Origin of the sequence: Nostoc sp. LPT, assembly GCF_017115165.1 — a bacterium.
In the GTDB taxonomy this organism is placed as follows: Bacteria; Cyanobacteriota; Cyanobacteriia; order Cyanobacteriales; family Nostocaceae; genus Nostoc.
In genome coordinates this window covers 1-24575 of sequence record NZ_JABXKF010000020.1, presented here as the reverse complement: position 1 = coordinate 24575, position 24575 = coordinate 1, and the positions used below count along the sequence as shown (strand labels likewise).

Annotated in this window: 17 protein-coding genes and 2 pseudogenes; 9 read left to right on the top strand and 10 right to left on the bottom strand. The window is 42.8% G+C overall.

What is annotated here, in order from left to right; translation table 11 throughout:
• Positions 1 to 461: 461 nt before the first annotated feature.
• From HWQ58_RS03890 to HWQ58_RS03860, 7 genes and pseudogenes are all read right to left on the bottom strand, one after another.
• On the bottom strand, positions 462 to 1055 hold the full coding sequence (locus HWQ58_RS03890; protein WP_292857997.1) for a hypothetical protein: 594 nt from the start codon (positions 1053 to 1055) through the stop codon (positions 462 to 464).
• A gap of 414 nt (positions 1056 to 1469) precedes the next feature.
• Positions 1470 to 5093 (bottom strand): response regulator, encoded by a 3624-nt coding sequence (locus HWQ58_RS03885; protein WP_292857994.1) that lies wholly within the window; start codon positions 5091 to 5093, stop codon positions 1470 to 1472.
• Between the two features lie 317 nt (positions 5094 to 5410).
• Positions 5411 to 6322 carry a hypothetical protein gene (locus HWQ58_RS03880; protein ID WP_292857991.1) on the bottom strand — a complete coding sequence of 304 codons (912 nt, stop codon included), beginning with the start codon at positions 6320 to 6322 and terminating at the stop codon, positions 5411 to 5413.
• A gap of 59 nt (positions 6323 to 6381) precedes the next feature.
• On the bottom strand, positions 6382 to 6660 hold the full coding sequence (locus tag HWQ58_RS03875; protein ID WP_292738193.1) for a GlsB/YeaQ/YmgE family stress response membrane protein: 279 nt from the start codon (positions 6658 to 6660) through the stop codon (positions 6382 to 6384).
• 389 nt (positions 6661 to 7049) lie between these two features.
• Complete coding sequence (gene rsmI, locus HWQ58_RS03870) at positions 7050 to 7910, bottom strand: 16S rRNA (cytidine(1402)-2'-O)-methyltransferase (RefSeq protein WP_292857988.1); 861 nt, start codon at positions 7908 to 7910, stop codon at positions 7050 to 7052.
• Between the two features lie 53 nt (positions 7911 to 7963).
• Positions 7964 to 8053: pseudogene (locus HWQ58_RS03865) on the bottom strand (IS1 family transposase); the annotation flags it as partial.
• A 77-nt stretch (positions 8054 to 8130) separates the two neighbouring features.
• Positions 8131 to 10038 (bottom strand): heavy metal translocating P-type ATPase, encoded by a 1908-nt coding sequence (locus tag HWQ58_RS03860; RefSeq protein ID WP_292857985.1) that lies wholly within the window; start codon positions 10036 to 10038, stop codon positions 8131 to 8133.
• 226 nt (positions 10039 to 10264) lie between these two features.
• On the opposite strand from HWQ58_RS03860, the gene HWQ58_RS03855 reads away from it, so the two are divergent.
• The 9 genes from HWQ58_RS03855 (at position 10265) to HWQ58_RS03815 (ending at position 22508) form a co-directional block, all read left to right on the top strand.
• Complete coding sequence (locus HWQ58_RS03855; protein ID WP_292857983.1) at positions 10265 to 11386, top strand: AAA family ATPase; 1122 nt, start codon at positions 10265 to 10267, stop codon at positions 11384 to 11386.
• Positions 11373 to 11945 carry a hypothetical protein gene (locus tag HWQ58_RS03850; protein ID WP_292857980.1) on the top strand — a complete coding sequence of 191 codons (573 nt, stop codon included), beginning with the start codon at positions 11373 to 11375 and terminating at the stop codon, positions 11943 to 11945. Before HWQ58_RS03855 ends, HWQ58_RS03850 begins: the two co-directional genes overlap by 14 nt.
• Positions 11946 to 11948: 3 nt before the next feature.
• Positions 11949 to 13076: a precorrin-8X methylmutase gene (locus HWQ58_RS03845; protein ID WP_292857977.1), complete on the top strand. Its 1128-nt coding sequence runs from the start codon at positions 11949 to 11951 to the stop codon at positions 13074 to 13076.
• A gap of 504 nt (positions 13077 to 13580) precedes the next feature.
• Complete coding sequence (locus tag HWQ58_RS03840) at positions 13581 to 17723, top strand: DUF4912 domain-containing protein (protein ID WP_292857974.1); 4143 nt, start codon at positions 13581 to 13583, stop codon at positions 17721 to 17723.
• 220 nt (positions 17724 to 17943) lie between these two features.
• Complete coding sequence (locus HWQ58_RS03835) at positions 17944 to 18111, top strand: hypothetical protein (protein ID WP_292857972.1); 168 nt, start codon at positions 17944 to 17946, stop codon at positions 18109 to 18111.
• 49 nt (positions 18112 to 18160) lie between these two features.
• Positions 18161 to 19132, top strand: coding sequence for an alpha/beta hydrolase (locus HWQ58_RS03830; protein WP_292857970.1), 972 nt, complete (start codon positions 18161 to 18163; stop codon positions 19130 to 19132).
• Positions 19133 to 19465: 333 nt separating this feature from the next.
• The gene (locus tag HWQ58_RS03825) at positions 19466 to 21496 is read left to right on the top strand and encodes an FAD-dependent oxidoreductase (RefSeq protein ID WP_292857967.1); all 2031 of its coding nucleotides are present in this window, start codon (positions 19466 to 19468) and stop codon (positions 21494 to 21496) included.
• 356 nt (positions 21497 to 21852) lie between these two features.
• The gene (gene clpS / locus HWQ58_RS03820) at positions 21853 to 22179 is read left to right on the top strand and encodes an ATP-dependent Clp protease adapter ClpS (protein ID WP_292857964.1); all 327 of its coding nucleotides are present in this window, start codon (positions 21853 to 21855) and stop codon (positions 22177 to 22179) included.
• 5 nt (positions 22180 to 22184) lie between these two features.
• Positions 22185 to 22508: a DUF2103 domain-containing protein gene (locus HWQ58_RS03815; protein WP_292857961.1), complete on the top strand. Its 324-nt coding sequence runs from the start codon at positions 22185 to 22187 to the stop codon at positions 22506 to 22508.
• 140 nt (positions 22509 to 22648) lie between these two features.
• Here HWQ58_RS03815 and HWQ58_RS03810 read toward each other — a convergent pair whose 3' ends face one another.
• The 3 genes and pseudogenes from HWQ58_RS03810 to HWQ58_RS03800 form a co-directional block, all read right to left on the bottom strand.
• Positions 22649 to 22969 carry a hypothetical protein gene (locus tag HWQ58_RS03810; protein WP_292857958.1) on the bottom strand — a complete coding sequence of 107 codons (321 nt, stop codon included), beginning with the start codon at positions 22967 to 22969 and terminating at the stop codon, positions 22649 to 22651.
• 914 nt (positions 22970 to 23883) lie between these two features.
• Entirely contained in the window at positions 23884 to 24312 is a 429-nt protein-coding gene (locus tag HWQ58_RS03805; protein ID WP_292857955.1) for a hypothetical protein, read from the bottom strand.
• Positions 24309 to 24575: pseudogene (locus tag HWQ58_RS03800) on the bottom strand (hypothetical protein); the annotation flags it as partial. The pseudogene HWQ58_RS03800 and the gene HWQ58_RS03805, both read right to left, overlap by 4 nt.

Below are 24575 nucleotides of genomic sequence, written 5' to 3'. Positions count from 1 at the left end.
ACCTTGGACAAGTCTATTGCGATCGCTCAAATTCATACTTCAATTATGCAACGCCCAATTCTGTATTGGGAATTTCTCAAATCTAAACTCCAAGCTTGAAAATTGTAAAACCCTTGCACAACGACAGCAAAAGTTAACTGATGTCCTCAAAGCAATTACACCTGAGATGATTGCTTCTCTCACTTGTAAAAGGGACTAGGGACTGGGGATTAGAGATTGGGATAGTGGTATATCAAACGAAAAATTATGTCCAGGGCTTTAATCCTAAACATATTTTGGAATGTTTTCCCAGTCCCCAGTCCCGGAGCGGCGTTCCTCCCGCCACTAACATAAAGGTATAGTGGGGACTCCGACGCTCGATTACTCGCTAACGCTACGCTATCGCCGCGGTCAGTTGACGATTTTATTCTTATAGCCTTACTTAGCGCCGCTTCATCAAGAATTGGTATTAGTTCATTAGTTCATAAATTATTGATAATTAACAAATTTAACCATTCATTGAGTTCCTGTATTAACCACTCCAGTTCTGCCTCAGTCAAATGAGTGTATCTATTAAGATAATAAATGGTAGAACCAGCAGTAATCCGCAACAAAGGCTGATTATTTAAAAGATTGGAATTTGATTTGATGAGTTTCGATACAGATATATTTTTCCGTAATGCTGGGGGAGCAACAAGCCATTTAATTCCTAGAAAATCATGCATCACTACTAACTCATGAGAGTCAATTCTCACACGAGTGCGTTTGCATAGTCCCCAAATAAAGGGAAATAAAAGAAAAGCGATCGCACTACCTTGGATGCAAAAAAAGATTATCACTAATGCTAGAGAACTTGCTCCCACACCACCCATCAAACTATTAAAACCCAATGCAAAAGGTGTGACCAAGGAGATAAGCATAATTAAGCCAATGCTAAATCCTTTGGGCGGCAAGATAATTTCTAGAATTTCAGAGCTTTTAATTAAGTGAATTTTACTCCCAAGCGGTTGTCTTAACTGTTTTTTTGATGCAAGCGTTGCCTGTTTTCTAGAACGGGGTTTTTCTAATGCTTGCATTGGCTTTTGTTATAGCGTTTATTCGTAAAGCTGCAATTTATTTTACCCATAGGCTAGCGCCGTACCACGCCAATGCATCGACCCGCAATGCCAATGTATCGACCCGCAATGCCAATGCATCGACCCACAATGCCAATGCATCAATCTGTAAAGATTAGCCCACCCTACGTTACGCAGCAACTATAAAAGACTTGTGTGCACATGGTAGCTTCTCCTAAAGGGAGAAGCTAGCGCCAAGGGAGAAACAACTGCCGTGCCAAGAGCGCCTTCTCTACCTTGGGCTGCGCCAACGCAAACGCAGAGTGGACGCACCAGAAAAATTCGTAGAGTGTGCGTAAGTTATAATACATTTGCTTATCCAAAGCCCCAAAGGTCAAAATAAGAGGCGTTTCCTGTGCCCTACTCTCTTCTTTTTTACCGATACAGCCAAACCCGGAGTAGTGAAAGCAGTTGCTCAGTATCTACAGGTTTGGTAATGTAGTCAGAGGCTCCAGCTTCGATGCATTTTTCCTTGTCGCCTGGCATGGCTTTGGCAGTTAAAGCAATGATTGGTAGTGAGCGAAACTGTTGTAGCTGGCGGATGGCGCGGGTGGTTTCGTAACCATCCATTTCCGGCATCATGATATCCATCAAAACTATATTAATCTCAGGATTAGTTTGCAGCGTCTCTATGCCATCTCTGCCATTTTCGGCAAACAACACTTGCATTTGATAGCTTTCTAAAAAGCTGGTCAGGGCAAAAATATTTCGGAGGTCATCATCTACAATCAAAATTTTCCGATTAGTCAGCACCGGGTCAGTTTGATGTAGTTGCTCTAGCATTTGCCGCTTTGGTGTGGGCAAATTTGCTTGCACCCGATGCAAAAATAGGGCAGTTTCGTCTAACAACCGCTCTGGCGATCGCACATTTTTAATAATAATTGTCTCTGCAAGTCCCCGCAGCTGGGTTTCTTCTTGTCGGCTGAGTTCTTTACCTGTGTAAACAATTATCGGCAGTTTCACAAGCCTGGGTTCAAGTTTTATCTGCTCAATTAAAGCAAATCCGCTCATATCGGGCAGACCGAGATCCAGTACCATACAATCAAAATGATGTGATCGCAAAATCGAGAGGGCTTCTGCCCCCGTACCGACTGCTGTACTCTGGACATCGCCGTTACCAATCAGTTCGATAATACTTTGGGCTTGTACTGCGTCATCTTCTACAATTAGGAGATTTTTTACCTGACGCTCAATAAAGCCTTTGATCTCAGTCAATACCTGAGTTAGCGCTTCTGGAGACACGGGTTTTTGTAAATAGGTAATCGCTCCTAGCTGTAATCCCCGTTGTTGTCTTTCGTCAACAGAAAGTATGTGTACTGGTATATGTCTGGTATCTGGTTTATGCTTCAGACGATCCAGCACCGTCCAACCATCCATCTCTGGCATGTGGATATCCAGCATAATCGCATTCGGTTTAAACTGTTCTGCTAGTGCTAGACCTTGTTTGCTCTGTAAAGCAACAATAGTTTTAAAACCCTGCTGACGTGCCATATCTAGTAAGATGCGGGCGAATTTATCGTCATCTTCGATAATTAGCAAAATGTGATCGCCCGGTTGAATTATTTCCCGATCGTCTGGAATATCGTTGGGTAAGCTGGGAAGCACTTTTACTGATGGAGAGATGTCCACAGTTGTGGGTCTGTTTTCCATCATTGACACTTCTTTGATGGTCGATGCTGTGCGGATAGAGGTAGTTGGCTCAAGGGGTGGTGTGGTGATATTTTGACCATTCTTTTCCTGTTGTCTGGGCAAGTAAAGGGTGAAGGTGCTTCCTTGTCCTGGTTGGCTGAGTAGTTCAATTCTCCCTCCCAACAGTTGAGCTAATTCGCGGCTGATGGACAAGCCCAAGCCAGTTCCGCCGTACTTGCGGCTGGTAGTGCCATCTGCTTGCTGAAATGCCTCGAAAATAATCTTCTGCTTTTCGGCTGGAATGCCAATGCCGGTGTCGCTGACAGCAAAAGCAATCATGGAATTATCAACTTGGAATATTTGTAATTTCACACCTCCCTGTTCTGTAAATTTAAAGGCATTAGATAGGAGATTTTTCAGTACTTGTTGCAGACGTTTGGAGTCGTTATAAATTGTTGGAGGTAACTTCTCATCTAGTTGAATAGTAAAACTGAGTTCTTTATTGTGGGCAATTTGCCGGAAAGTCTGCTCTAGAGATATCTCCAAATCTGCAAGAGCAATTTGCTCAATATCGAGCGACATAGTACCCGACTCAATTTTTGCCAAATCTAGAATGTCATTGATCAATTCCAGCAAATCAGTCCCAGCCGAGTAAATAGTCCGACTGTACTCTACTTGTTTCTCGGTCAAGTTGTTAAGAGAGTTATCTGCTAGCAGCCTTGCTAAAATTAATAGGCTATTTAACGGTGTCCGCAGCTCGTGGGACATATTCGCCAAAAATTCCGATTTATATTTAGAAGACAAGGCCAGTTGTTCAGCTTTCTCTTCAAAAGACTTCCTTGCCCGCTCAACTTCCTGGTTCTTACGAGCCACTTCTCGATTTTGAACTTCTAACAATTCTGCCTTTTCTTCTAGCTCCTCATTTAGTTGTTGTAATTCCTCGTTAGACTGCTTGACAAGAAATTGTGATTCCTCCAGCTCTTGCGTCTGTTCTTCCAGGCGTTGATTGCTTTGCTGTAGTTCTTCTTGCTGGGTTTGCAGTTCCTCTGTTAAAGTAACAGATTCTTCAAGTAGTTGCTGAGTTTGCAATTGTGAAGCAATGTTATTTAAAAATACACCCAGATTTTCACTCAATTGCTCTATAAATGTCAGATGCAACTGCTTAAAAGGCCCAAAAGAGGCAAGTTCAATTACAGCATTTACCTGCGCCTCAAATAATATGGGCAACACAATAATATTTAGCGGTGGTGCTTCTCCCAAACCGGAAGTGATGCGGATATAGTCACTGGGAACTTCCGTGAGGAGGATTCTTTGTTTTTCTAGGGCGCATTGTCCTACCAATCCCTCGCCCAAGCGAAACTGATTTGCTAGGTTTTTCCGCTCTTTGTAAGCATAACTACTCAACAACTTCAGCACAGGCTGGTCGTCTATAGAACCCATCACATAAAAAACGCCCTGTGATGCCCCAACTAGTGGTGCTAAATTTGACAAGATCGTTCGAGAGGCGCTTTCCAGATTTCGCTGCCCTTGGAGCATCTGGGTAAATTCAGCTAAGTTAGATTTGAGCCAGTTTTGCTCATCATTTTTTTGAGTTGTATTTCGCAGATTAACGATCATCTGGTTAAAGGTGCGCGTCAACACACCAATTTCATCTTGGCGATCGCTATCTGGTAAACTGACCGATAAATCCCCATCTGCCATTTTTTCTGCTAAATCAGAAACTCGCTTCAGCGGTACTGAGATATGTCTGGTCAGGGCGAATCCGATCAAAGCTAAGAGCAATGAGAATAAGGGAATACTATAAACAATACTGGCAAGTGTTTGCCGAGCAGCTGCTTGTGCCTTCTCAGAGCGCTGTTTCAGCAGTGTATTCTCCTCATGTTCCATCGTCTGGATAACTTTGCGGATTTCACTCATTAGCTGCTTGCCTCGGTCTGTAAGAACGACCTTCTGAGAAGCTTCAAAACCTTGGTTCTGGCGCAAATCGATAGTTTCTTTAAGTTCGTCCAACTTCTGAGTGATTAATGGCTGTAAAATATACAGCTGCTGTTGCTGCTTGGGGTTATCTGCCGTTAACTTTTGAAGTTCCCTAACTTTTTGATTCAGTACTTGAATGGCAGCGTTATAAGGTTCTAAATAGCGCTGTTCTCCAGTAAGAACGTAACCGCGTTGCCCAGTCTCAGCATTTGTCAGTTGCAAGTTAAGGTCTTCAAGCTGACTTAACACCTGGTAAGTATGCCTTTCTTTGCGCGAAGTTTCAATTAGCTCATTGGTGCTTTGGTAGGAGATTAGACCAATGGTGGTCAGAGTTGCCAAACTCAAGGCAAAACTTAATCCAATCTTGATTCCAATCTTCAAACGGTTCAACATTATTCCAAAATAAAAAGACTGGATATTAAAATTAAACAGCCGGATAGTGAAAATTAAATTAATTAAAACACAATTTATCTAAACACCAAATATAGTGTCTTTTGGGGGTTGGATATGACATCTATGCCATTGTACATCAATCTACACAGCAACCTTAACCTTAGTGATCGCAAGCGGTATCATTCCACAGAAAAGTTAAGGTTTCAAAAGACAACCTATACCCATAGAAATATGTATTTATAGTACAAAAGTATTAGTTAGACTATAAATTAGGAATATGCACAATCATAGTGTGTCGTAAAAGCTATTGATATTAACTAGAAGTTGGTAATAACCTGGCGATCACTTCTAGCCGTATCAAGTTCAGATTGACTATAAATACTAAAATGTTGAATCTTGTTACTCTCTAAAATAGCTCTTGCACCTGCTACATAGATATCAGTACCTTTTAGTACTAATAAGTAATGACCAAGGGTTAGATGATGCTCATAATATCTAGCTAGCTCATCAGAAATTCCTAAGCTAGTATATTTATCTTCAGAACTGCTGATATTTACCCCAGGAATATCACTTAAATCACTTGTATTTTTAACAACTATTGATACCTGACTCATTGGGAAGCCGGCGCTTCTCAGTTCAGTCAGCGCTGCTTGTGCGTCTTGATGCCGATAAAAAACACCAAGTGCGTGTTTATAGCGATTATTTGGGGTCGAGTATGGCTCAAAGACTCCCCATTGTTGAATGTCACGGCGATTAAAAATCCTCTTAGCGAGACGAATTTCTATGTCTATACCGGTTACTATCATCAAATAGTAACCTTTACAGACAAGATCGCTATAACTCTGTGCTTGCTTTTCAGAAATTCCTAAACTTAGGAACAAAGCAGGCAAACCACCTGCTAAAGTGGTGGCGATCGCAGTTACTTCCGATCCAGCTAAGATGACTGGGCCTATACCAGGAATTACTAGGAGGGCTACACTGACTGATAATTCAGTAATACCCCCGAAAGCATCACTTGCAACGGCTCCAGCAGTATCTTTTGAGGATGTATTGCCAGTGTTTTCTATAATTTCAACACCAGCAATATCAGTTTTTTCTTCTGTATTCCGTGCAATAACAGAAACTTTGTCCATTGGAAAATTAGAAGTTTTTAGTTCCTGAAGTACCAATTGTGCATCGGAATACCCAGCGAAAACTCCTATAGTTCTTCGCTCTTTTTCTAATGTCATTTTATCGGTTTATTGCAGTTAGAAGTGATTCCCAAGATTGCTACCTAAATTTGAGGTAATTACACAGCTCGACGAGTCAGTAAACCCCAAAGGAAAATTAGTATCATTGCACCAATAACAGCAAATAAAATGCTTCCCAGCGATAAAGCTCCTACAGATGCAGCTGCTGCCGAACTACTTCCTAACAATACTTGACCCAAATAACCACCCAATACGGCTCCAAGGATTCCTAATATAATGGTAGAGATAATACCGCCACCTTGGGTTCCAGGATAAAATAACTTAGCTAACGCACCTGCAATTAAACCCAAAACCAACCAAGCAATAATGTTAGTCATCGAATTTCTCCTTCACTAAGAATCTGCTTTATTTGCATTTGACTCTTTCATATTAAAGTTTGCCTCCAAAATTTCCGATCTATCTAGAGAACTAATATCAGAAATCTTTAGACATCATTTGAATATTCACCAGGTCGTCTTTGAGGATGAATATACAAATTAGTAACATTCTGTACATTCAAGTATTTGTATAGCAGTCTTATTTGACATCATAAAAAATGTAGATAAGAAAGCTAATCGCCTTCTAGATGAGATACGACGTGTAGCTTGCTTCTCCGTAGGGGTAAGCGTAGTATCTCATAGAGAAGGACACAAAAGGAAGAAAGAATAAAGAAATATATACATTTAACATCTACATTTTTGATTTTCAAAAAAGCGATATCAGCCGTTTAAAGCTCAGGACTGAAGACTATAGAAAGAGCTAATTGATAAAGTTGGCGACGGGGAAGGGAAGTAAATTTTGCTAACTGACGGCTAGCTTGCGATCGCGATATTCCTTGACTAATTAACTGTTTCAATTCGGCTTTTAATTCTTCTTCTGTCAGTTGGGGCTGACTGGCTGGAATTCCCGCTACTACTAATGTATATTCACCTTGGGGTTCTCGTTGGGTGTAGTAAGCGATCGCTTCGGCAATTGTCCCCCGCCAAAATTCCTCATACAATTTAGTTAACTCCCGTCCTAGCACAATTTGGCGATCGCTTCCCCAAACAAGAGCTAAGTCTTGCAAAGTATCTCGCAAACGGTGCGGCGATTCATAGAAAATTAATGTGCGAGATTCTGTTTGCAGAGATTCTAAATGTTCTTGTCTGTGTTGAGTTTTAGCTGGGAGAAAGCCTTCAAAGACAAATCGATCTGTTGGTAGTCCAGCTGCACTCAAAGCGGTAATTGCTGCACTAGCGCCAGGAATCGGAACTACCGGAATTCCCGCTTCAATGCAGGCTTTTACCAGTTCATATCCAGGATCGGAAATACCTGGCATCCCAGCATCGCTCACCAGAGCAATCGCTTTATTATTAATTAAATGCTCTAATAATTCTGGAATACGGCTGGTACGATTGTGTTCGTGGTAACTCACTTGGGGTGTTTTAACTTGAAAATGCTGTAGCAGTTTCCCAGTATGACGCGTGTCTTCCGCAGCAATGATATCCACAGTTTGCAAAATTCGTACCGCCCGAAAGGTGATATCTTCCAGGTTGCCAATTGGTGTGCCGACAATGTAAAGTGTTCTTGGTTTTGGATCGGTTTGCATGAGCAAGAGTTAGGAGTTAAGAGTTCAAAATAATAATTTACGTCTAATGCGAATTGAGTATTAGCCACACTCCATACCCAAATTTTGTTTTTTGACCCGACGAAAGTTTCTAATTCATCAATTTCAATGATTTCGGGTATTTCTGGTCTTTTAAGACGCGATAAATCGCATCTCTACATCTGGGTTTTGTTGCTCATTCTGAACTGTATTGCGTCCTATCTTATTTCAATAATCTTAGTCCACTCAGGGTAACTAATACTGTGGAACCTTCATGGCCAATGACGCCGATGGGTAAGTTAATATTTCCGAGAAAGTTGCCGACTAAAAGCAACATAATGAAACTCAACGCTACAACTATATTTTGTTTTACTATGAGTTGCGATCGCCTGCCCAAATGCATCGCTACAGCAATTTTTTCTAACCTGTCTGCCATCAGTACGATATCTGCGGTTTCCAATGCCACATCACTACCAGATACTCCCATTGCTATACCCACAGATGCTTGCGCTAAGGCTGGTGCATCATTGATTCCATCGCCCACCATTGCAACTGTTTGATATTGTTGCTGTAGACGGCGGATAACATTCAGCTTATCTTCTGGTAGAAGTTGAGCATATACCCGATCGATTCCGACTGCTTTGGCGACACTGTTCGCAGTTTGTTGATTATCCCCAGTTAACATGACAATTTGTTCAACTCCCAGTTTCTTTAACCGGGTAATAGTTGCGGCTGCTTGCAATCTTACTTCATCTGCGATCGCAATTACACCCATCACCTCTGTTCCCCGTGCTACCCAAACCACCGTTTTACTGTCTTGCTCCCAAGATTGAACTATTTCTGGCAATTCTTCAGGTAAATTTGTTACATACTGCTGCACAAAAATGGCATTCCCGACAATTACCTGTTGTTCTTGGGAAATTCCGATAATCCCCTGTCCAGGTATAGCTTGCACTTGGATTGCAGCAAGCCAATTTAAATCGCCAGCAGCTTGTACAATTGCCTTACCGATGGGGTGTTCGGAGGATGATTCTACACTTGCAGCCGCTATTAATACATCATCAGTAGTGTATTTACTAGCTGAAACTACCTGGAATACCTGCACCTGTCCTATTGTAAGAGTACCAGTTTTATCAAACGCGATCGCTCGGACTTTGCCAATCTTCTGCAACTGCGCCCCATTTTTAAACAAAATCCCCTGTCTTGCACCATTGGCGATTCCCGACAGCAGCGTAGGCATAATTGCAGCCATCAGCGCACAGGGAGAAGCCACCACCAGGAAAGTAAGAGCGCGATAAATTGTTGTTTCCCAATCCCATCCCCAAAGAAATGGCGGTAAAGTTGCCAGCAATATCCCAGCTACTACAATGACTTTGGCATATCCTTTCTCAAAGCGATCAATAAACTCTTGGGAAGGAGGTGCTTGAGTCTTTGCTTGTTCTACCAAGCGAATCACCCGCTGGATTAAACTGCTTTGGGCTGGTTTGTGTACCTTAATTTGCAATGCACCATAGCCGTTGAGTGTGCCGGCAAATACTTCTTCGCCCACTGTTTTCTCTACAGGTAAAGACTCGCCTGTAATTGCAGCTTGATTGAGGGTGCTGTAACCGGATAAAATAATTCCATCTGTAGGAATTAACTCTCCAGGTTTGACAACAATTTCATCACCCACTTTTAGCTGAGTGATCGGAATTTCTTCTTCTCTTCCCTGATGCAAAACCCTTGCTGTATCTGCTGTCAAACTCATCAAACTACGGATACTCCGTTCAGTTCGCTGCATTGCATAGCCTTCTAATGCGCCACTGATGGCAAAGATCAGAATCAAAATTGCCCCATCAATAATTAGATGATATTCTCCTCGCCATAAGCCGAGGCTAGCAGCACCAATGGCGGCGATAATCATCAGCAAATCTACATCAAGTTCTTTTTCTTTGAAGAGAGTAGTCAATCCTTCCCGCGCACTTTCGTAACCACCAATTACATAAGCAGCAGGTAGCAGCAGGAATGCAAATCCCAAAGCGCCAAGATGTAAGGCGAACCATCCGAGAAATAATAGGAATCCACACAAAAGGGCGGCTACGGTATCTGCGTGTTCTCTGGTGAATTGGCCCAAACGTTGGGGATAAAGCATGAGAGGTTAATTAACAAGGACTCTCTTACGCTAAACCTTGACATTGATGTTAATGTCAAGGTTTAGAATGATTTTGAAACGCAAAGGGGCGCTGAGGGAAGCGCAGAGGTACGCAAAGTTAAATCTTTATCTGTGTTCTTGGAGTGTTTTTCAAAAGCGGGATGTGGGGAAATGCGACGATTTAACTGTTAGCTTTAAAATAATTGCACCTAAGAGGAAAAAATCTATGCTAAAGCGAATATATATTGATAACTTTCGCGGCTTGGTAAATTTTGAAATGAACTTTGACTCGATTAACCTGTTTCTTGGTGGTAACGGAGCAGGGAAATCAACAGTTTTTGAAGTTTTACGGAAAATTCAAATTTTTATAAGTGGTGACGAGAAAGTAGAAGGAATTTTTAAATCTGCTGACTGTACTCGCTGGCAGACTTTACAAATTCAGCGTTTTGAGCTAGAAGTTGCCGGGAATGGTGGTAATTATAAATATGAATTTGCTATTAGACATAATCAAGACAAGAGTCATGTTGAATATGAGCGTCTCTGGTTTAACAATCAAGTTTTGCTAAAGTCTGAGGAGGGCGAAGTTAAGCTTTTTAGCGATGATTATAAAGAGGTTGCAAAAGCTCCTTTCCCTTCCCCATTAGGATCTTTACTATGGTTATTTACGGTAGATAGTGACAGCACAAAGTTGGCCTGGTTCATAAAACGTATGCAGCGATTCATTATTGTACAAATTATTCCTAGTCTTATGCTTGATGGTAGTGAAAAGGAAGAAATTCATCTAACTTCGAGAATGGAAAATTTTGTTTCTTGGTATCGCTATATTTCCCAAGATCAGGGCAAAGTTGCTGAACTGATGAACGTTATCAGAGATATATTAGATGGGTTTGTCAGTTTTAAATTTGAACAGTTTAGTGAAAATTATCGAACTTTAAAATTAAGATTTTTAACAGATAAAGATAGGACAAAAATTATTGATTATCGCTTTAGTGAATTATCCGATGGTCAAAAGGTGATAATTGCTCTGTACACCATTCTCTATTGCACTGAATCTGAAGATTATACACTTTGCATTGATGAGCCAGAAAGTTTTTTAGCTCTCCCAGAAATTCAACCTTGGCTAATTCAACTTTATGATTTCTGTATTGACGGAAAAATACAAGCTTTACTGATCTCCCATCATCCTGTATTAATTAATTATCTTTTAGCTTCACCTATAGGTTATTGGTTTGAGCGTCAAAGTAATGCACCTGTACGAGTAAAACCAATTAGTAATCAAGAAGCTGAAAATTCAGGATTACCAATTTCAGAACTGATTGCACGGGGCTGGCTGTATGACCCAGAATAGAGTACAGATAGTAATTTTGTGTGAGGATCTACAACAGCAAGTTTTTGCATATCATTTTTTGAAAAAGCGAGGCTTTAATATAAATCCAAAAAACATCACAATTAGAACTTCCCCAACAGGTAAAGGTGCAGGAGAGCACTTTGTTAGAAAGCATTATGCAGCAGAGGTTAAAGAATACCGGAGAAAAAACTATCGTTCAGGAATGCTAGTAGTATTGATTGATGCAGATACTGCGACAGTAAAGGCAACACTGAAAGAATTAGATAATGCACTGATAGAAAATTCACAGGCACTTCGTAAGCCTGATGAAAAAATAGCAATCTTCGTGCCAAAAAGAAATATCGAAACTTGGATACATTATTTATTAACGAGAGAAGTTGTTGAAGAAGAAGCAGAAAAATCCAAATATCCAAAATTCCCTAAAAATGAGGCAATTTGTAAACCTGGTGTTGAACAATTAGTAAGCCAGTGTTCTCAAGGGAGTTTAGATGAAAATGCACCGCCATCTCTCCAGGCGGCTTGTGAAGAGTTACAAAGAATTTTGCCGTTGTTGGAGTAAATCATGAACGCTACTTGCTTAACCATTAAAGAACTCACTGATGCAGTTGGCGGCGGTTTAACTCCAAGGATGGTCAGACATTACCATCAATTAGGACTGTTACCGCAACCAGTACGATCGCCTAGCAATTACCGTCTCTACACCGAAAAAGATGTCCTCCGGTTGCAACGGATTGTCGCACTCAAACAGCAAGGGTTTCAGCTAAACCATATTCGCAATATTTTGGAAGTCGAACCAGAAGCCGATACAACAGTTAACCTCACGCGACAACTCCAACAGCAATATCGGGCGGTGATGCAACAAATTTCCCAACTGCGACAAACTGCATCAGCATTAGAAGGATTATTAGGGCGCGATCGCCATTGTCAAATTATCCAAGCGGAAGTTTTGGCGCAACTAAAGTTACTTGATGTCGAAACTCAAGCCGGATTGGGGGGATTGGAAAATCTCTGGAGTGGCTTAGATGCCGAAATTCATAACCATTCAGAAGCTTTTACCGAATCGCTACAACGCTTACTTCCTGATTTGTCTCAGCGTTCGGAAATTGAACAGCATTTAATTTCTCAGTTGGTTTTGGCTTGTGGCGATGTCAGTTTAGTGTCCTTTGTTAAATTGAGTCGAGATGCGATCGCAGCTAGTCGAGAAGCTTTATCTTCAAGTTGTCAAATTGTTGTCGATACTCAAACCGTTGCTGCTGCTTTAGATCGAACCCGATTACTTCACTTAGGATGTTGCACTGAAACCTTAATTGATAACCTCCATATTACCACTGCCACTGAAGCAGAACTCGCCTTTTGGCAACATCAAGAATGGCGATTGAAATTGCTGCAAGTAAGTCAGGGTTGTGTGCTAGTAGTTGGTTATGCTCCCTCAGTACTTCTGGAAGCTTGTGAAGCGATGTCTACGACGGGCTACGCCAACGCTAACCAAAAAATTCAGCCTGCATTAGTTATTGGAATGCCCATTGGCTTTAGCCATGCTCCCGCAGCCAAGCGACAACTGATGCAACAAGGGATACCTTATATTACAGTTGAAGGGACTTTGGGAGGTGGCGCTTTAGCTGCAACTGCCTTAAATGCTTTGGTTGAGTCACTGATTGATAAGCCAGATTGTCATTGTTATCTCAAATAAGTGCTGAATAATAAGTATTCACTTAAGACAGTCTCAATAAAACGAGTTTCAAAAGCTTTGCATGAAAATGTTCTAGGAACCGGAATTTTTACTCAGCACGGGCTAAACGCCCCGCTACCGCTAACAGCACTCAGCACTCAGAACTCAGCACTCAGCACTTAGAACTCAGCACTACTGAAAATAATATTGTTAAATAATATTGAATTTGCTACACTTTACCAGTTTTAGTAATTCAATAATTCATAATTGTGGTCATAAATTACCAACTTGGTATAAGTTGCAATCTAACTTAGAAAAATTTATAGTAAACAGACTTTGGCAATTAGAGTATAAATTATCATGCTATCCAAACTACAGCGAAGTATAAATTAGTATAAGTGCTTTAAAGTAATTAGAACTAAAGATAACTCAGATGTATAATTAGCCCGTCTCCTCCATAATCTTTAAAAAGAATCGCGATTTAGGACTGGCAGGCTTTCTATTTTTACTTTAATTAAGGGGCTTATGTGGCAACAAGAAAAAAAAGATACTTCGATAATCAGGCTGATACTATGGGTTGCCTTAGCTACAACCCCGATGGCAGCATCTCTGGTGGTATCAGCACCGATGCTGGCACAATCTACACCTGAAGCTACCTCTTCGCCACTGCCACAAACAGGGCAAAATGAATCGATAGTGCGGATTGACGGTTCCAGTAGCTTGAGTGCAATCAACCAAAGCCTGAAAGAAAGTTTTGAAAAACAGTTTGCTGGTAAAAAGGTTGAAGTTGCTGCTAACGGCACTGAGACGGCGCTGAAAGATTTGCAAGATGGCAAAATCGATATAGTCGCAATGGGGCGCGGGTTAACGCCAGCAGAAAAAGGCCAAGGACTAGAGCAAATTCGTTTGCAGCGTGAAAAGATTGCGATCGTGGTTGGTGCAGACAATCCTTTCAAAGGAAGCTTGACTAGTAAGCAATTCGCCCGGATTTTCCGCGGACAAATTACAAATTGGTCGCAACTGGGAGGGCCTTCAGGGAAGATTCGGTTCATCGATCGCCCGATCGCGAATGAAACTCGCAATACTTTTCGTACTTATCCAGCCTTCAAAACTGCTGAATTTGCTACAGGAGCCAATGCTACCCAAGTAACTGACGATAATACCGCAGAAATCATCAAACAACTGGGCAAAGACGGCATCAGCTATGTGTTAGCTAATCAGGTGTCGAAGTTGAAAGGGGTACGAGTTCTGCAATTACATCAAGCCTTACCAGATGATGCTAAATATCCCTTCTCGCAACCTTTAGTTTACGTTTACAAAAAAAATCAGAGTTTAACCACAGTAGATTTTCTTGGCTTTACTTTAGCACCCCCAGGACAGCAGGCTATAGAAAAAGGTAGAACTGTCGAAGCCGAGGCGATCGCAGCCAGCGTCTTACAACCTGCTGTTGCGGCTTCCCCTAGTGCCCAGACGACACCAGCGGCTACGCCTTCCCCTAGTGCCACTAGTTCTGCATTTGGCGAACAGCCCTTTGTGGCTGCTCCTACACAAAGCACTCCAATTGTAAATAAAGAAACACCATTGTGGTTGCTGCTGCCTGTCTTTTTTATCACTGTAGGTGTATCTGCACTATTGTGGATTCTGAGAAAACGTCCATTGCCCGCCCAGACAACAGACAATTTACCAGAATCAAATCCTCATCCACCCAATGGAGAAACGGCGGCGCTCGATACCAGCACGGGTTCCTCCCTGAATGGAGCGATGGAGGAGCAGGCAGTACCGCACTTCCCACAAGAAACCCCTGATCGCACTTCTTTCAACATCTACCCTCAAACACAATCCGAGCTGAACCAAAATGCTACTCAGGGGACAGCAAATTTAGTACAGGAGACAAGTAATGGTACTTCTAACCTCTATGAAGGCGCGACATCAAGCGTAGCTAATGGCTCGGAAAATAACAACTTAGGAGCCGCAGCTTTAGGTGGTGCGGCTATAGCAACAGGCATCGGGGCGGCCACCTGGTCTACCTTTAGCAACAAAGAACCAGAAACAAACGCAATTGATCAGACAGTTGAGTTAAATAATTATACGGAGACAAACACTCCTGATTCTGATGACGTTGCCTGGGATATAGAAGCCCCGGCGGCTGTAGTCAATACTTCATATCCTCACCTAGGTAATATTCCAGAAGAGGCATCTGATGTGGAACTGTCTTCATCTGAGGTGACAGCCCCACTCCCGGGATTACCAGATGTTCCAGAAGTAACGTCTGATTTTGGCTATTGGGACACAGCAATTAGTGAAGATGAGGTAGATGATGAACTTCAAGCAGAATTGAATTGGCTAGAGAGTATCACCTCAACTGAAGATACAGCCTCAGTAGATGAATGGCCCTTAGCGGAATCTGAGGAAGTGACAGCCGATGTGGAAGCATCAGCGACAGAAACATCCTCACTGCTAGATTTACCTGAATTTACAGAAACTGAAGATACAGCCTCAGTAGATGAATTGCCCTTAGCGGAGTCTGAGGAAGTGGCAGATGATGTGGAAGCATCAGCGACAGAAACATCCTCACTGCTCGATTTACCTGAATTTACAGAAGATTTATTGAGTGAAGATACCTTGAATGTGGTAGCGGACGCAGCCGAACCCACTTTCATTTTGCCAGAGGAAGAACTTCCTGCCGAGGCGACTGTCGGGGAAGGTGTTGCTGAAGCTAATTCCACAGATTTGGCCGCAGCGGCGGCTTTAGCAGCAGGCGCAGGAGTTGGTGCTTGGGCTACCACCTTCGGATCGGATGCTCAAAATGAGATGAGCGCAGCCGAAACAGCTACTAGTTTGGTTGATGCAGATGAAGAAAGCAGTATTGTGCTCACACCAGATACTCATACATCGGCTGATGTATCTTGGGAGATTTCCGAAGCCAAGAAAGCAGCACTGCGGCAACAAGGCGGCTCGCAATTAATAGTGCGGCTGTATGATGTGACTGGCATTGATTTGAGTTATCAAACTCCACAGCTAGTAAAGCAGTATGAATCTGAGGAAACAGTAAACGACGGCTCGATAGAGATTCCCCGCAGCGATCGCGACTACATAGCTGAAATTGGCTATATCGCTGATGGCGATCGCTGGTTATTTATCGCCCGTTCCGCAATTGTTCGTGTCTTCAGTCCTGTGAATCCAGATCCGATAGTTGATGATGTGGCGAACGTGAATCAAACAGCTATTGGTTTGGTAGATACTCAAGAAGAGATCGGTGAAGAAGAAAACAGTATTGTCCTCGCACCACATACTTATACATCGGCTCATGTATCTTGGGAGATTTCCGCAGCCAAGAAAGCAGAAATGTGGCAACAAGGCGGCTCTCAATTGGTAGTGCGGCTGTATGATGTGACTGGCATCGACTTGAGTTATCAAAGTCCACAGCTAGTAAAGCAATATGAATGTGAGGAAACAGCACACGATCGCTTTGTGGAAATTCCCGTCAACGATCGCGACTACCTAGCTGAAATTGGCTACATTGCTTATGGCGAACACTGGTTATTCATCGCCCGTTCTGCAATCGTTCGTGTCTTCAGTCCTGTAAATCCAGATCCCGTAGTTGATGATGTCGCAATCGCGGATAAAACAGATGTTGATTTGGTAGATTTCCAAGAAGAAAGCAGTATTGTCCTCACACCCCGCACTTTCCAATGGGCTGAAGTCTCTTGGGAGATTTCCGAAGCTAAGAAAGCAGCACTGCAACAACAAGGCGGCTCTCTATTGGTAGTACGGCTATATGATGTGACTGGCATTGATTTGAGTTATCAAACTCCGCAGCTGGTACAGCAGTATGAATGTGAAGAGACAGCACATGATCGCTTCGTGGAAATTCCCATCAGCGATCGCGACTACATAGCTGAAATTGGCTATGTCGCTGATGGCGATGCCTACGGCGGTAAACTACGCTGGTTATTTATTACTCGTTCTGCGATCGTTCGTGTCTTTAGTCCAGCGCCGACAGATTCGACAACAGATCCCACCGTTGAAAATGTAGCATTAGTAAGCGAAACAGCTGTTGGCTTGGCAAATGTAGAAGCAGAAACTGCCCCAGAAGAGAGTAGTATTGTCCTCACACCCCGCACTCCCAAGTGGGCTTATGTCTCTTGGTACATTTCCAAAGCTCAATCTGAAGCACTGCGACAACAGGGCGGTTCCCAATTAGTAGTGCGGCTGTATGATGTCACCGGCATTGACTTGAGTTATCAAAGTCCCCAGCTTGTCCAGCAGTATGAATCTGAAGAGGTGGCACGTGATCGCTTTGTGGCAATTCCCGTGAGCGATCGCGATTACATGGTTGAAATTGGCTATATTGCTGATGGCGATGCCTACGGCGGTAAACTACGTTGGTTACTCATCGCTCGTTCCGCTAACGTTCGGGTTTTCAGTCGTTCCTACGGAGATTTCTGGTTTGTCGCTGATGCTGAGTTGATTATTCACGGAGCAACTCAACCAAATACCAGCGTAAACATTGGTGGTCATGCCATCAAAATTAAACCCGATGGTACTTTCCACCTACGTCTCCCCTTTTCAGATGGTTTAATGGACTATCTCATAACGGTAGCTGCTGATGGGGAATCCCCAAGAACTATCCATAAGAAGTTCTCTCAGGAAACTTCCGAAAGCTAACATTACCTGAGTTATATCAAGTCTGCTTGATTACTTATTAAACGCGAAGAACCCCACCCCCACCAAAGCTATGCTTTGTCTCCCCTCCCCGCTTGCGGGGAGGGGCTGGGGTGTATTGACTGTGTTTAGCATAACTAATTAATTATGCGGACATGATATTATCCTCTCTAACGCAATTCTCCCTTTTTAGGGAGTGTAGGAAGGGGGGATTTTATTCAACTTGCCCGTTAGGAATGAAGACCTCGCGGGGTTCGCCAAGGCGGTGCTGAAGGTCGTCGATTCCAATGACTTGCCGCTGCGTCTGACCATCGGCAACGGTGGGGCGAAGCTCGTCTACCAGAAGATCGAGGGTAAACTCAAAAAGCGGGACAAGTGGAAGTCCGTGTAGTTCGACATGGACGCCACATAGCCAATGCACTAGTAATCGAACACGAGGAATGATGCAAGCAATAAATCATCGCTTGATTGAAACTAACGGTATCAAAATGCATATTGCTGAACAAGGTCGAGGAAACCTTGTAATTCTATGTCATGGGTTTCCAGAATGCTGGTACTCTTGGCGACATCAGCTTGCAGCCCTTGCAGAAGCTGGATTCTACGTTGTTGCGCCAGATATACGTGGTTACGGGCAGACCGACCAACCAGAGTCAGTTGAGGCATACAATATCCTGGAGCTAACTAGCGATATCGTCGGGCTGGTTCATGCTCTCGACCAAGAACAAGCCATTATCGTCGGGCACGATCATGGTGCAACTTTAGCTTGGCATTGTGCGTTGTTACGTCCAGATTTGTTTAAAGCGATCGCTTTACTAAGTGTCCCTTATCGCGCTAGAGCCTGGGAAAGTAGATCGCCAACAGAAATGCTAAAACTGATGTCGGGTGAGCAACAGTTTTATATGTTGTATTTTCAGGAACCTGGTAAAGCGGAGGCAGAACTAGAAGCCGACGTTCGTAAGTCTCTTCGCATGATGCTCTATTCTGCCGCCGGAGATCCACCTCCTGAAGAAAGATGGCGGTTTCTATTCGACAAATCAGAAAAATTCCTAGACACATTAACAGAACCAGAGCAGCTTCCGAGTTGGTTAAGCGAGCAAGACCTTGATTTTTTCACCCAAGAGTTTGAGCGAACCGGATTTCGAGGCGGTTTGGCTCGATATCGAAACCTGGACAGAGATTGGGAACTCACGCGCTTTTTGAGTGGCGCAAAGCTCCAACAACCTGCTTTGTTTGTTGGGGGAGAGTTCGATGCAATCGTGACGAGAAATCAAGAACTCATCAACAATTTAGAAAAAACAGTGCCGAACTTGAGAAAAAAGGTATTGCTGCCAAACGCCGGACATTGGATTCAGCAGGAACGCCCCACAGAGGTCAATCAATTGCTCATTGAGTTTTTGGCGCAAGCGGCATAACCATCCTGTTGCAGCAAACGTGCAGGGTTCCTTCGTCTATCGTTTAAGTTCTTTCGTCACCGCTGAATAGGAGCATTATATCGCCAAGACAGCGATCGCCCAACTCAAACGCTTACCTAATCACTGAATGAGTGGATTTTAAGTGATGTCGTTTTGCAATAGATGAGCTTCAACACACTCCCTAAAAGTAAAATATATTACTTAAAATTGTCAAGGTTTTAACAAAAATTTAGCATTGGGTATCTATTGCTCTGGAAAAATTGCTTGAGTTAGATATTTCCTAAATGCTAACGTCTACAAGGTGACAGAGGATTTGGAATGGTTTTTTTTACTATGAAGCACAGACACAAAGTAGCTTTTAGCTTGACATCGTTGATCGGTCTCAATTTAATCTCTAGCTTAGTTGTATTTGATGAGGCGAACGCCGCACCACCGAGAACCCCAGACAAAAGTGTAAATTGCGAGATTTTAGTTGTGGGTGGTGGACTTTCTGGTGTAGCCACAGCTTACGAAGGCTTGCTAGCAGGGCGAACAGTTTGTCTCACAGAAATTACTGATTGGCTGGGAGGACAAATTTCTGCTCAAGGGACATCTGCGTTAGACGAACGCCCAACTCAACGAGCTCTGAAATTCTATTCTCGCGGCTATTTGGAATTACGAAACCGCATTGGGCGTAAATACGGTAAGCTTAACCCCGGTGACTGCTGGGTAAGTGAATCGTGTTTTCTTCCCCGCGATGCTCACACTATTTTGACCCAGATGCTTAAAGATGCCGAAAAGCAGGGCAAAGGGAAATTGCAATGGTTTCCCAACACAGTAATTAAGGATTTGGAAATTGCTGGTGATGGCAAAATAATTAATAGTGCGATCGCAATTCAACATCAACCACCAAAAGGGGCACCACCTCTCAATACTTTTACGCTATCTCAAAGTATTGAAGATGCTTATCGCTACGAAAACTCGTCTCGGTTTACCAAAACGATTCTCCGTTTCATCCCCAAAGCAGCGAAAGAGGATGCTCCTAAATGGTATGTCGTAGACGCTAGCGAAACTGGAGAAATTATTGCCCTTGCTGATGTCCCTTACCGATTAGGTATTGATGCCCGTTCCTACCTAGAACCTTCTGCTTCTAGCACCAACAACGACCCTTATTGTCCTCAAGGCTTTACCTACACCTTTGCAATGGAGGCCACCAAGGAACCGCAACCGCAGACAATGCCAGCATTTTATTCTCGATATGCACCATATTTCAGTTATGAATTGAAGCGGCTGGCTAACTTTGATTTGGTTTTTACCTATCGTCGCATTTGGAGTCCAAACAAAGGGAAACCAGCAAAATTCGGCGGTGTAAGTTTTACTGCGGCTACACCAGGGGATATCTCGATGCAAAACTGGACTTGGGGTAACGACTACCGCCCCGGGACTGGTCAAGATAACCTAATTTATACCCGCCAACAGTTACAAGCGACTGGACAGTTAGAGCCAGGGGGTTGGATGGGAGGACTGCGGACAGAAACCCTTCGCAACGCTGAGGAAAACGCCCTCTCTTTCTATTACTGGTTGGTAGCTGGAACTACAGATTCTCAACTAGGGGACGGTGTAAAGCAGCAGCAACCCAATAACCGCTTTGTTTCCGGTTTAAATTCGCCAATGGGGACAATGCATGGTTTATCAAAATATCCCTATATGCGAGAAGGACGGCGGATCATTGGCCGCCCCAGTTGGGGACAAGCCGAAGGCTTTAGTATTGGGGAAATTGATATTTCCCACCGAGATTATAATGATGAGTATTACTCAAAGACTCTGCCAGCAGATATGTATCGTCGGCTACGAGCAGCAGTTGCAGGTTTGGAAGCAATATCAGTAATTGACGGTAAAGTTCCACCAGACAAAGCAATGCGACGGACTCGTTCTACGATTTTCCCCGATGCTGTGGGTATTGGTCACTACGCCATAGATTTCCATCCTTGCATGGTGAATAGTCCCCCAGAAGCACCTGGGAACACAGAACGTCCAGGCGAAAGACGTGGTGCAGGTCAAGCTTATCCCTTCCAAATTGCTTTGAGGGCGATGATTCCCCAGAAAATTGATAATTTGCTGGTAGGTGGCAAAAGTATTGCAACTAGTCATATTGCTGCTGCTGCCTATCGAGTACACTCATTTGAATGGTCGGCTGGCGCAGCTGCGGGAACTATGGCTAGTTTTGCACTCAAAAATGCGATCGCACCTTACCAACTAGTCGATGATTTACCTAAACAAGAGCTACAACTAGAAGCACTCAAACGGCTTTTGCAACAAAATGGCAACCCTACCGCCTTCCCAGATACATCTATTTTTAACGAAAACTGGGATAATTGGAAATAGGGCATTGGGCATTGGGCATGGGGCATTGGGCATTGGTCATTTGTTATTGGTCATTTGTACTGAGCGTAGTCGTTGGCGCAGCCTTTCCAAGAGTTGTATTGGTCATTGGTCATATCGAGTGCGGTTAATCACTTATGATTACCAAATCTGTGCAAAAATCCCAAAAGCCTTTTTTCCCCTGCCCCCAGTAAGAACTGCGGTCTAAATGATAAGTCTTTAGCCGGACACGATATCATTGGTCATTGGTTAAGGACAAATGACAAAGGACAAAGGACAAATGACAAAGGACAATGAACAATGAACTAAACTAATTACTTATAGTGTAGTTTTGTAAAATTATCTTGACCAATTGTTTTATGGTTATGACATTTTCAGCAGACGTTTACGGGATGTCCACAGCACCAACTATAGCTCCTGAACGGTCTAATCAAGTTATCCGTAAGACTTATCCGAATTACAAAGTGATTGTATTAAACGATGATTTTAATACATTCCAACACGTGTCTGAATGTTTGATGAAATATATACCAGGGATGAGTGGCGATCGCGCGTGGGACTTGACTAATCAGGTACACTATGAAGGTCAAGCGATCGTCTGGGTCGGGCCCCAAGAACCTGCGGAACTCTATCACCAGCAGCTGCGCCGAGCAGGTTTGACAATGGCACCTCTAGAAGCAGCTTAATTATCATGGGCAAACCCACCGCAGATCCCCTCCGCACGGCTTCACAAAAAGCCGCCAGACTGGTTTGGAATCACTCAACACACCTTTCTGGTCTGATCCCCATTTTAGAACGTCTTTGTCAGCACGATGGTATCCAAACTGTGACGCCGGGAGTGATTGGGCGGTCAAAAGGTCACTGTCCAAAAATGCAACTGCGCGTTTCAGTACCCATTCGTGGCGGCTATAAAGTCATTGCGCGGCAGGGGAAAACGGTACAAGAAGTATTTATTTTGACAACTTTGCCCCAGGATCAACTAGAAGCTGCATTAGCGATCGCCATGAGATGTTAATCATGCCCAATGCCCTTCAGGAGTGCTGAGTGCTAAGTGGGGAATCTCACTTCTTTACTCTAAGCCGAGGAACTCGAAACGGGCTAAACGCCCCCCTTCCGCTAACAGAACTGTTTTGCCCCATGCCCAATCCCCAATCACTATTCCTCAACCCGATGTACTGCAAATTTGTGTAGCGGCAGACTAACAATACAAGAAAAAGTTAAGAAATATGACAGAGCCGTAGTTATTTTCAAAGTCATGACTAAAGATTCCCAGTCGGGTAAAACTATTTTTTCTATGCCAAAAGCTACACAATAAACTAGCCAGTAACTAAAGCTCATTCTAAACAGAATCTGCTCTGTTTCTTCCATGTCATTTGTTTGCTCCTTACTGTTCCACAGTAACAACAGTCCAATAATGCAAGCTACAAAGGAAACAGCAACTACAAATTCGTGACAAAATATATTTAACGAATGCATTTGTGTTTATCCCCACATTTTTTCAGTTGAAACTCAGTCTAAAGGAATATTCCTTGCAGAGATCCAAATTATTTACAAACCTCAATAGATTCAATACTGCTGAGTGAAAAATCTCACTTGCAACTCAGCGCTCTTAATTCCATTAACCTGCAAGACTAGTTGCCAAAATTGAAGCATTTGCAACAATTGCTCCTTTATGTATAAGAAACGTTTAAGTATTTCCCAGAAATATATAACCAATTGCTGGAAATGCTTAATACTTTGCAACAATTGCTCTTTTATGTATAAGAAACGTTTAAGTATTTCCCAGAAATATATAACCAATTGCTGGAAATGCTTAATACTTTGCAACAATTGCTCTTTTATGTATAAGAAACGTTTAAGTATTTCCCAGAAATATATAACCAATTGCTGGAAAGGCTTAATACTTTGCAACAATTGTTCCTTTATGTATAAGAAATGTTTAAATGATTGCAGGAATTGTTGTAATTAACTTATGAGTTAATCTTACTTAAAAAATCAAAATCTTTTAAGTAAAATTAACTGCCCTCATCCCCCAACCCCTTCTCCCAATTTGGGCTACACCCCAATAGGTTCGGTAAAGGAAATTTATCTTTTAAGGCAGGCAGGGGAGGCAGGGGAGGCAGGGAAGGCAGGGGGAGAGATAAAAAAGCTTAAGTGAACGGTATTGCCCCTTAATCCCCCCGATGCATTGGAGAGAAAAAAGAAATCTATTTCCCTCCCCAATACATACGGGGAGGGTTAGGGTGGGGTAAAACCCTGGTTAATCAGCTATTTCAGACTTGTGTGTACACCGTAGCCCAATGCATCGGGGGAATTAAGGGGGGTAAATCCAGAGTTTGGGCTTCATTACCAAGATGTGTATACACCGTAGCCCAAATTGGGAGAGGGATTTAGGGTGAGGGCTTTTGATAAACATAATTTTGAGCCACTTTCCAATAGCGCGAGAACCGTTTCAAGTCAATATAGCCGTCATAGTCCAAAAACGGTTCTACCTCTAAAACTTCCACTGCTATAGAACGCTCAATTTGATTACAGATATCATCAAATCGGGGACTGGGACTATCGGCTGTGACAACTAAATTGGCATCATGTTCTTGAGCAAAAGCTAAAATTTCTTGTGCTACATTGCCACGACGAATAACAACAGGTAACTCTAGCAAACATTCGTAGATAAAAGTCAGACGTTTAAGACTCAATTGCCATTCCTCTATCAAAGCCTCATCCCAAACCCAAATAGCTGGGGCATCAGGATATTTTTGCAATGTAGGATTATTTGGACTGAGGCAATCTCCATGTACCCAAACAATTGGTTTATTCATTTTTTACCTTTCTTTCCACGTTGCCAACTTTGGCTATTAGGTTGTTTGCTAAATTCGCCTTTGGGAAAAAGTCGCTGTTCTAATTCTTCATAGCTGCCTTCAAAATCACAATGACCGTAAAGGGGACATTTCTGACAATAAATGCTTTTGGTGTAGCGTTCTAAGTTTTCACGGTTGAAAAAATATGGTTTCTGACTAAAAGTGCTAGGGGAGCATCCCAGTTTTTTGCAAAGAGGGGGAAAATCAGTCAGGATAAGTAAGAC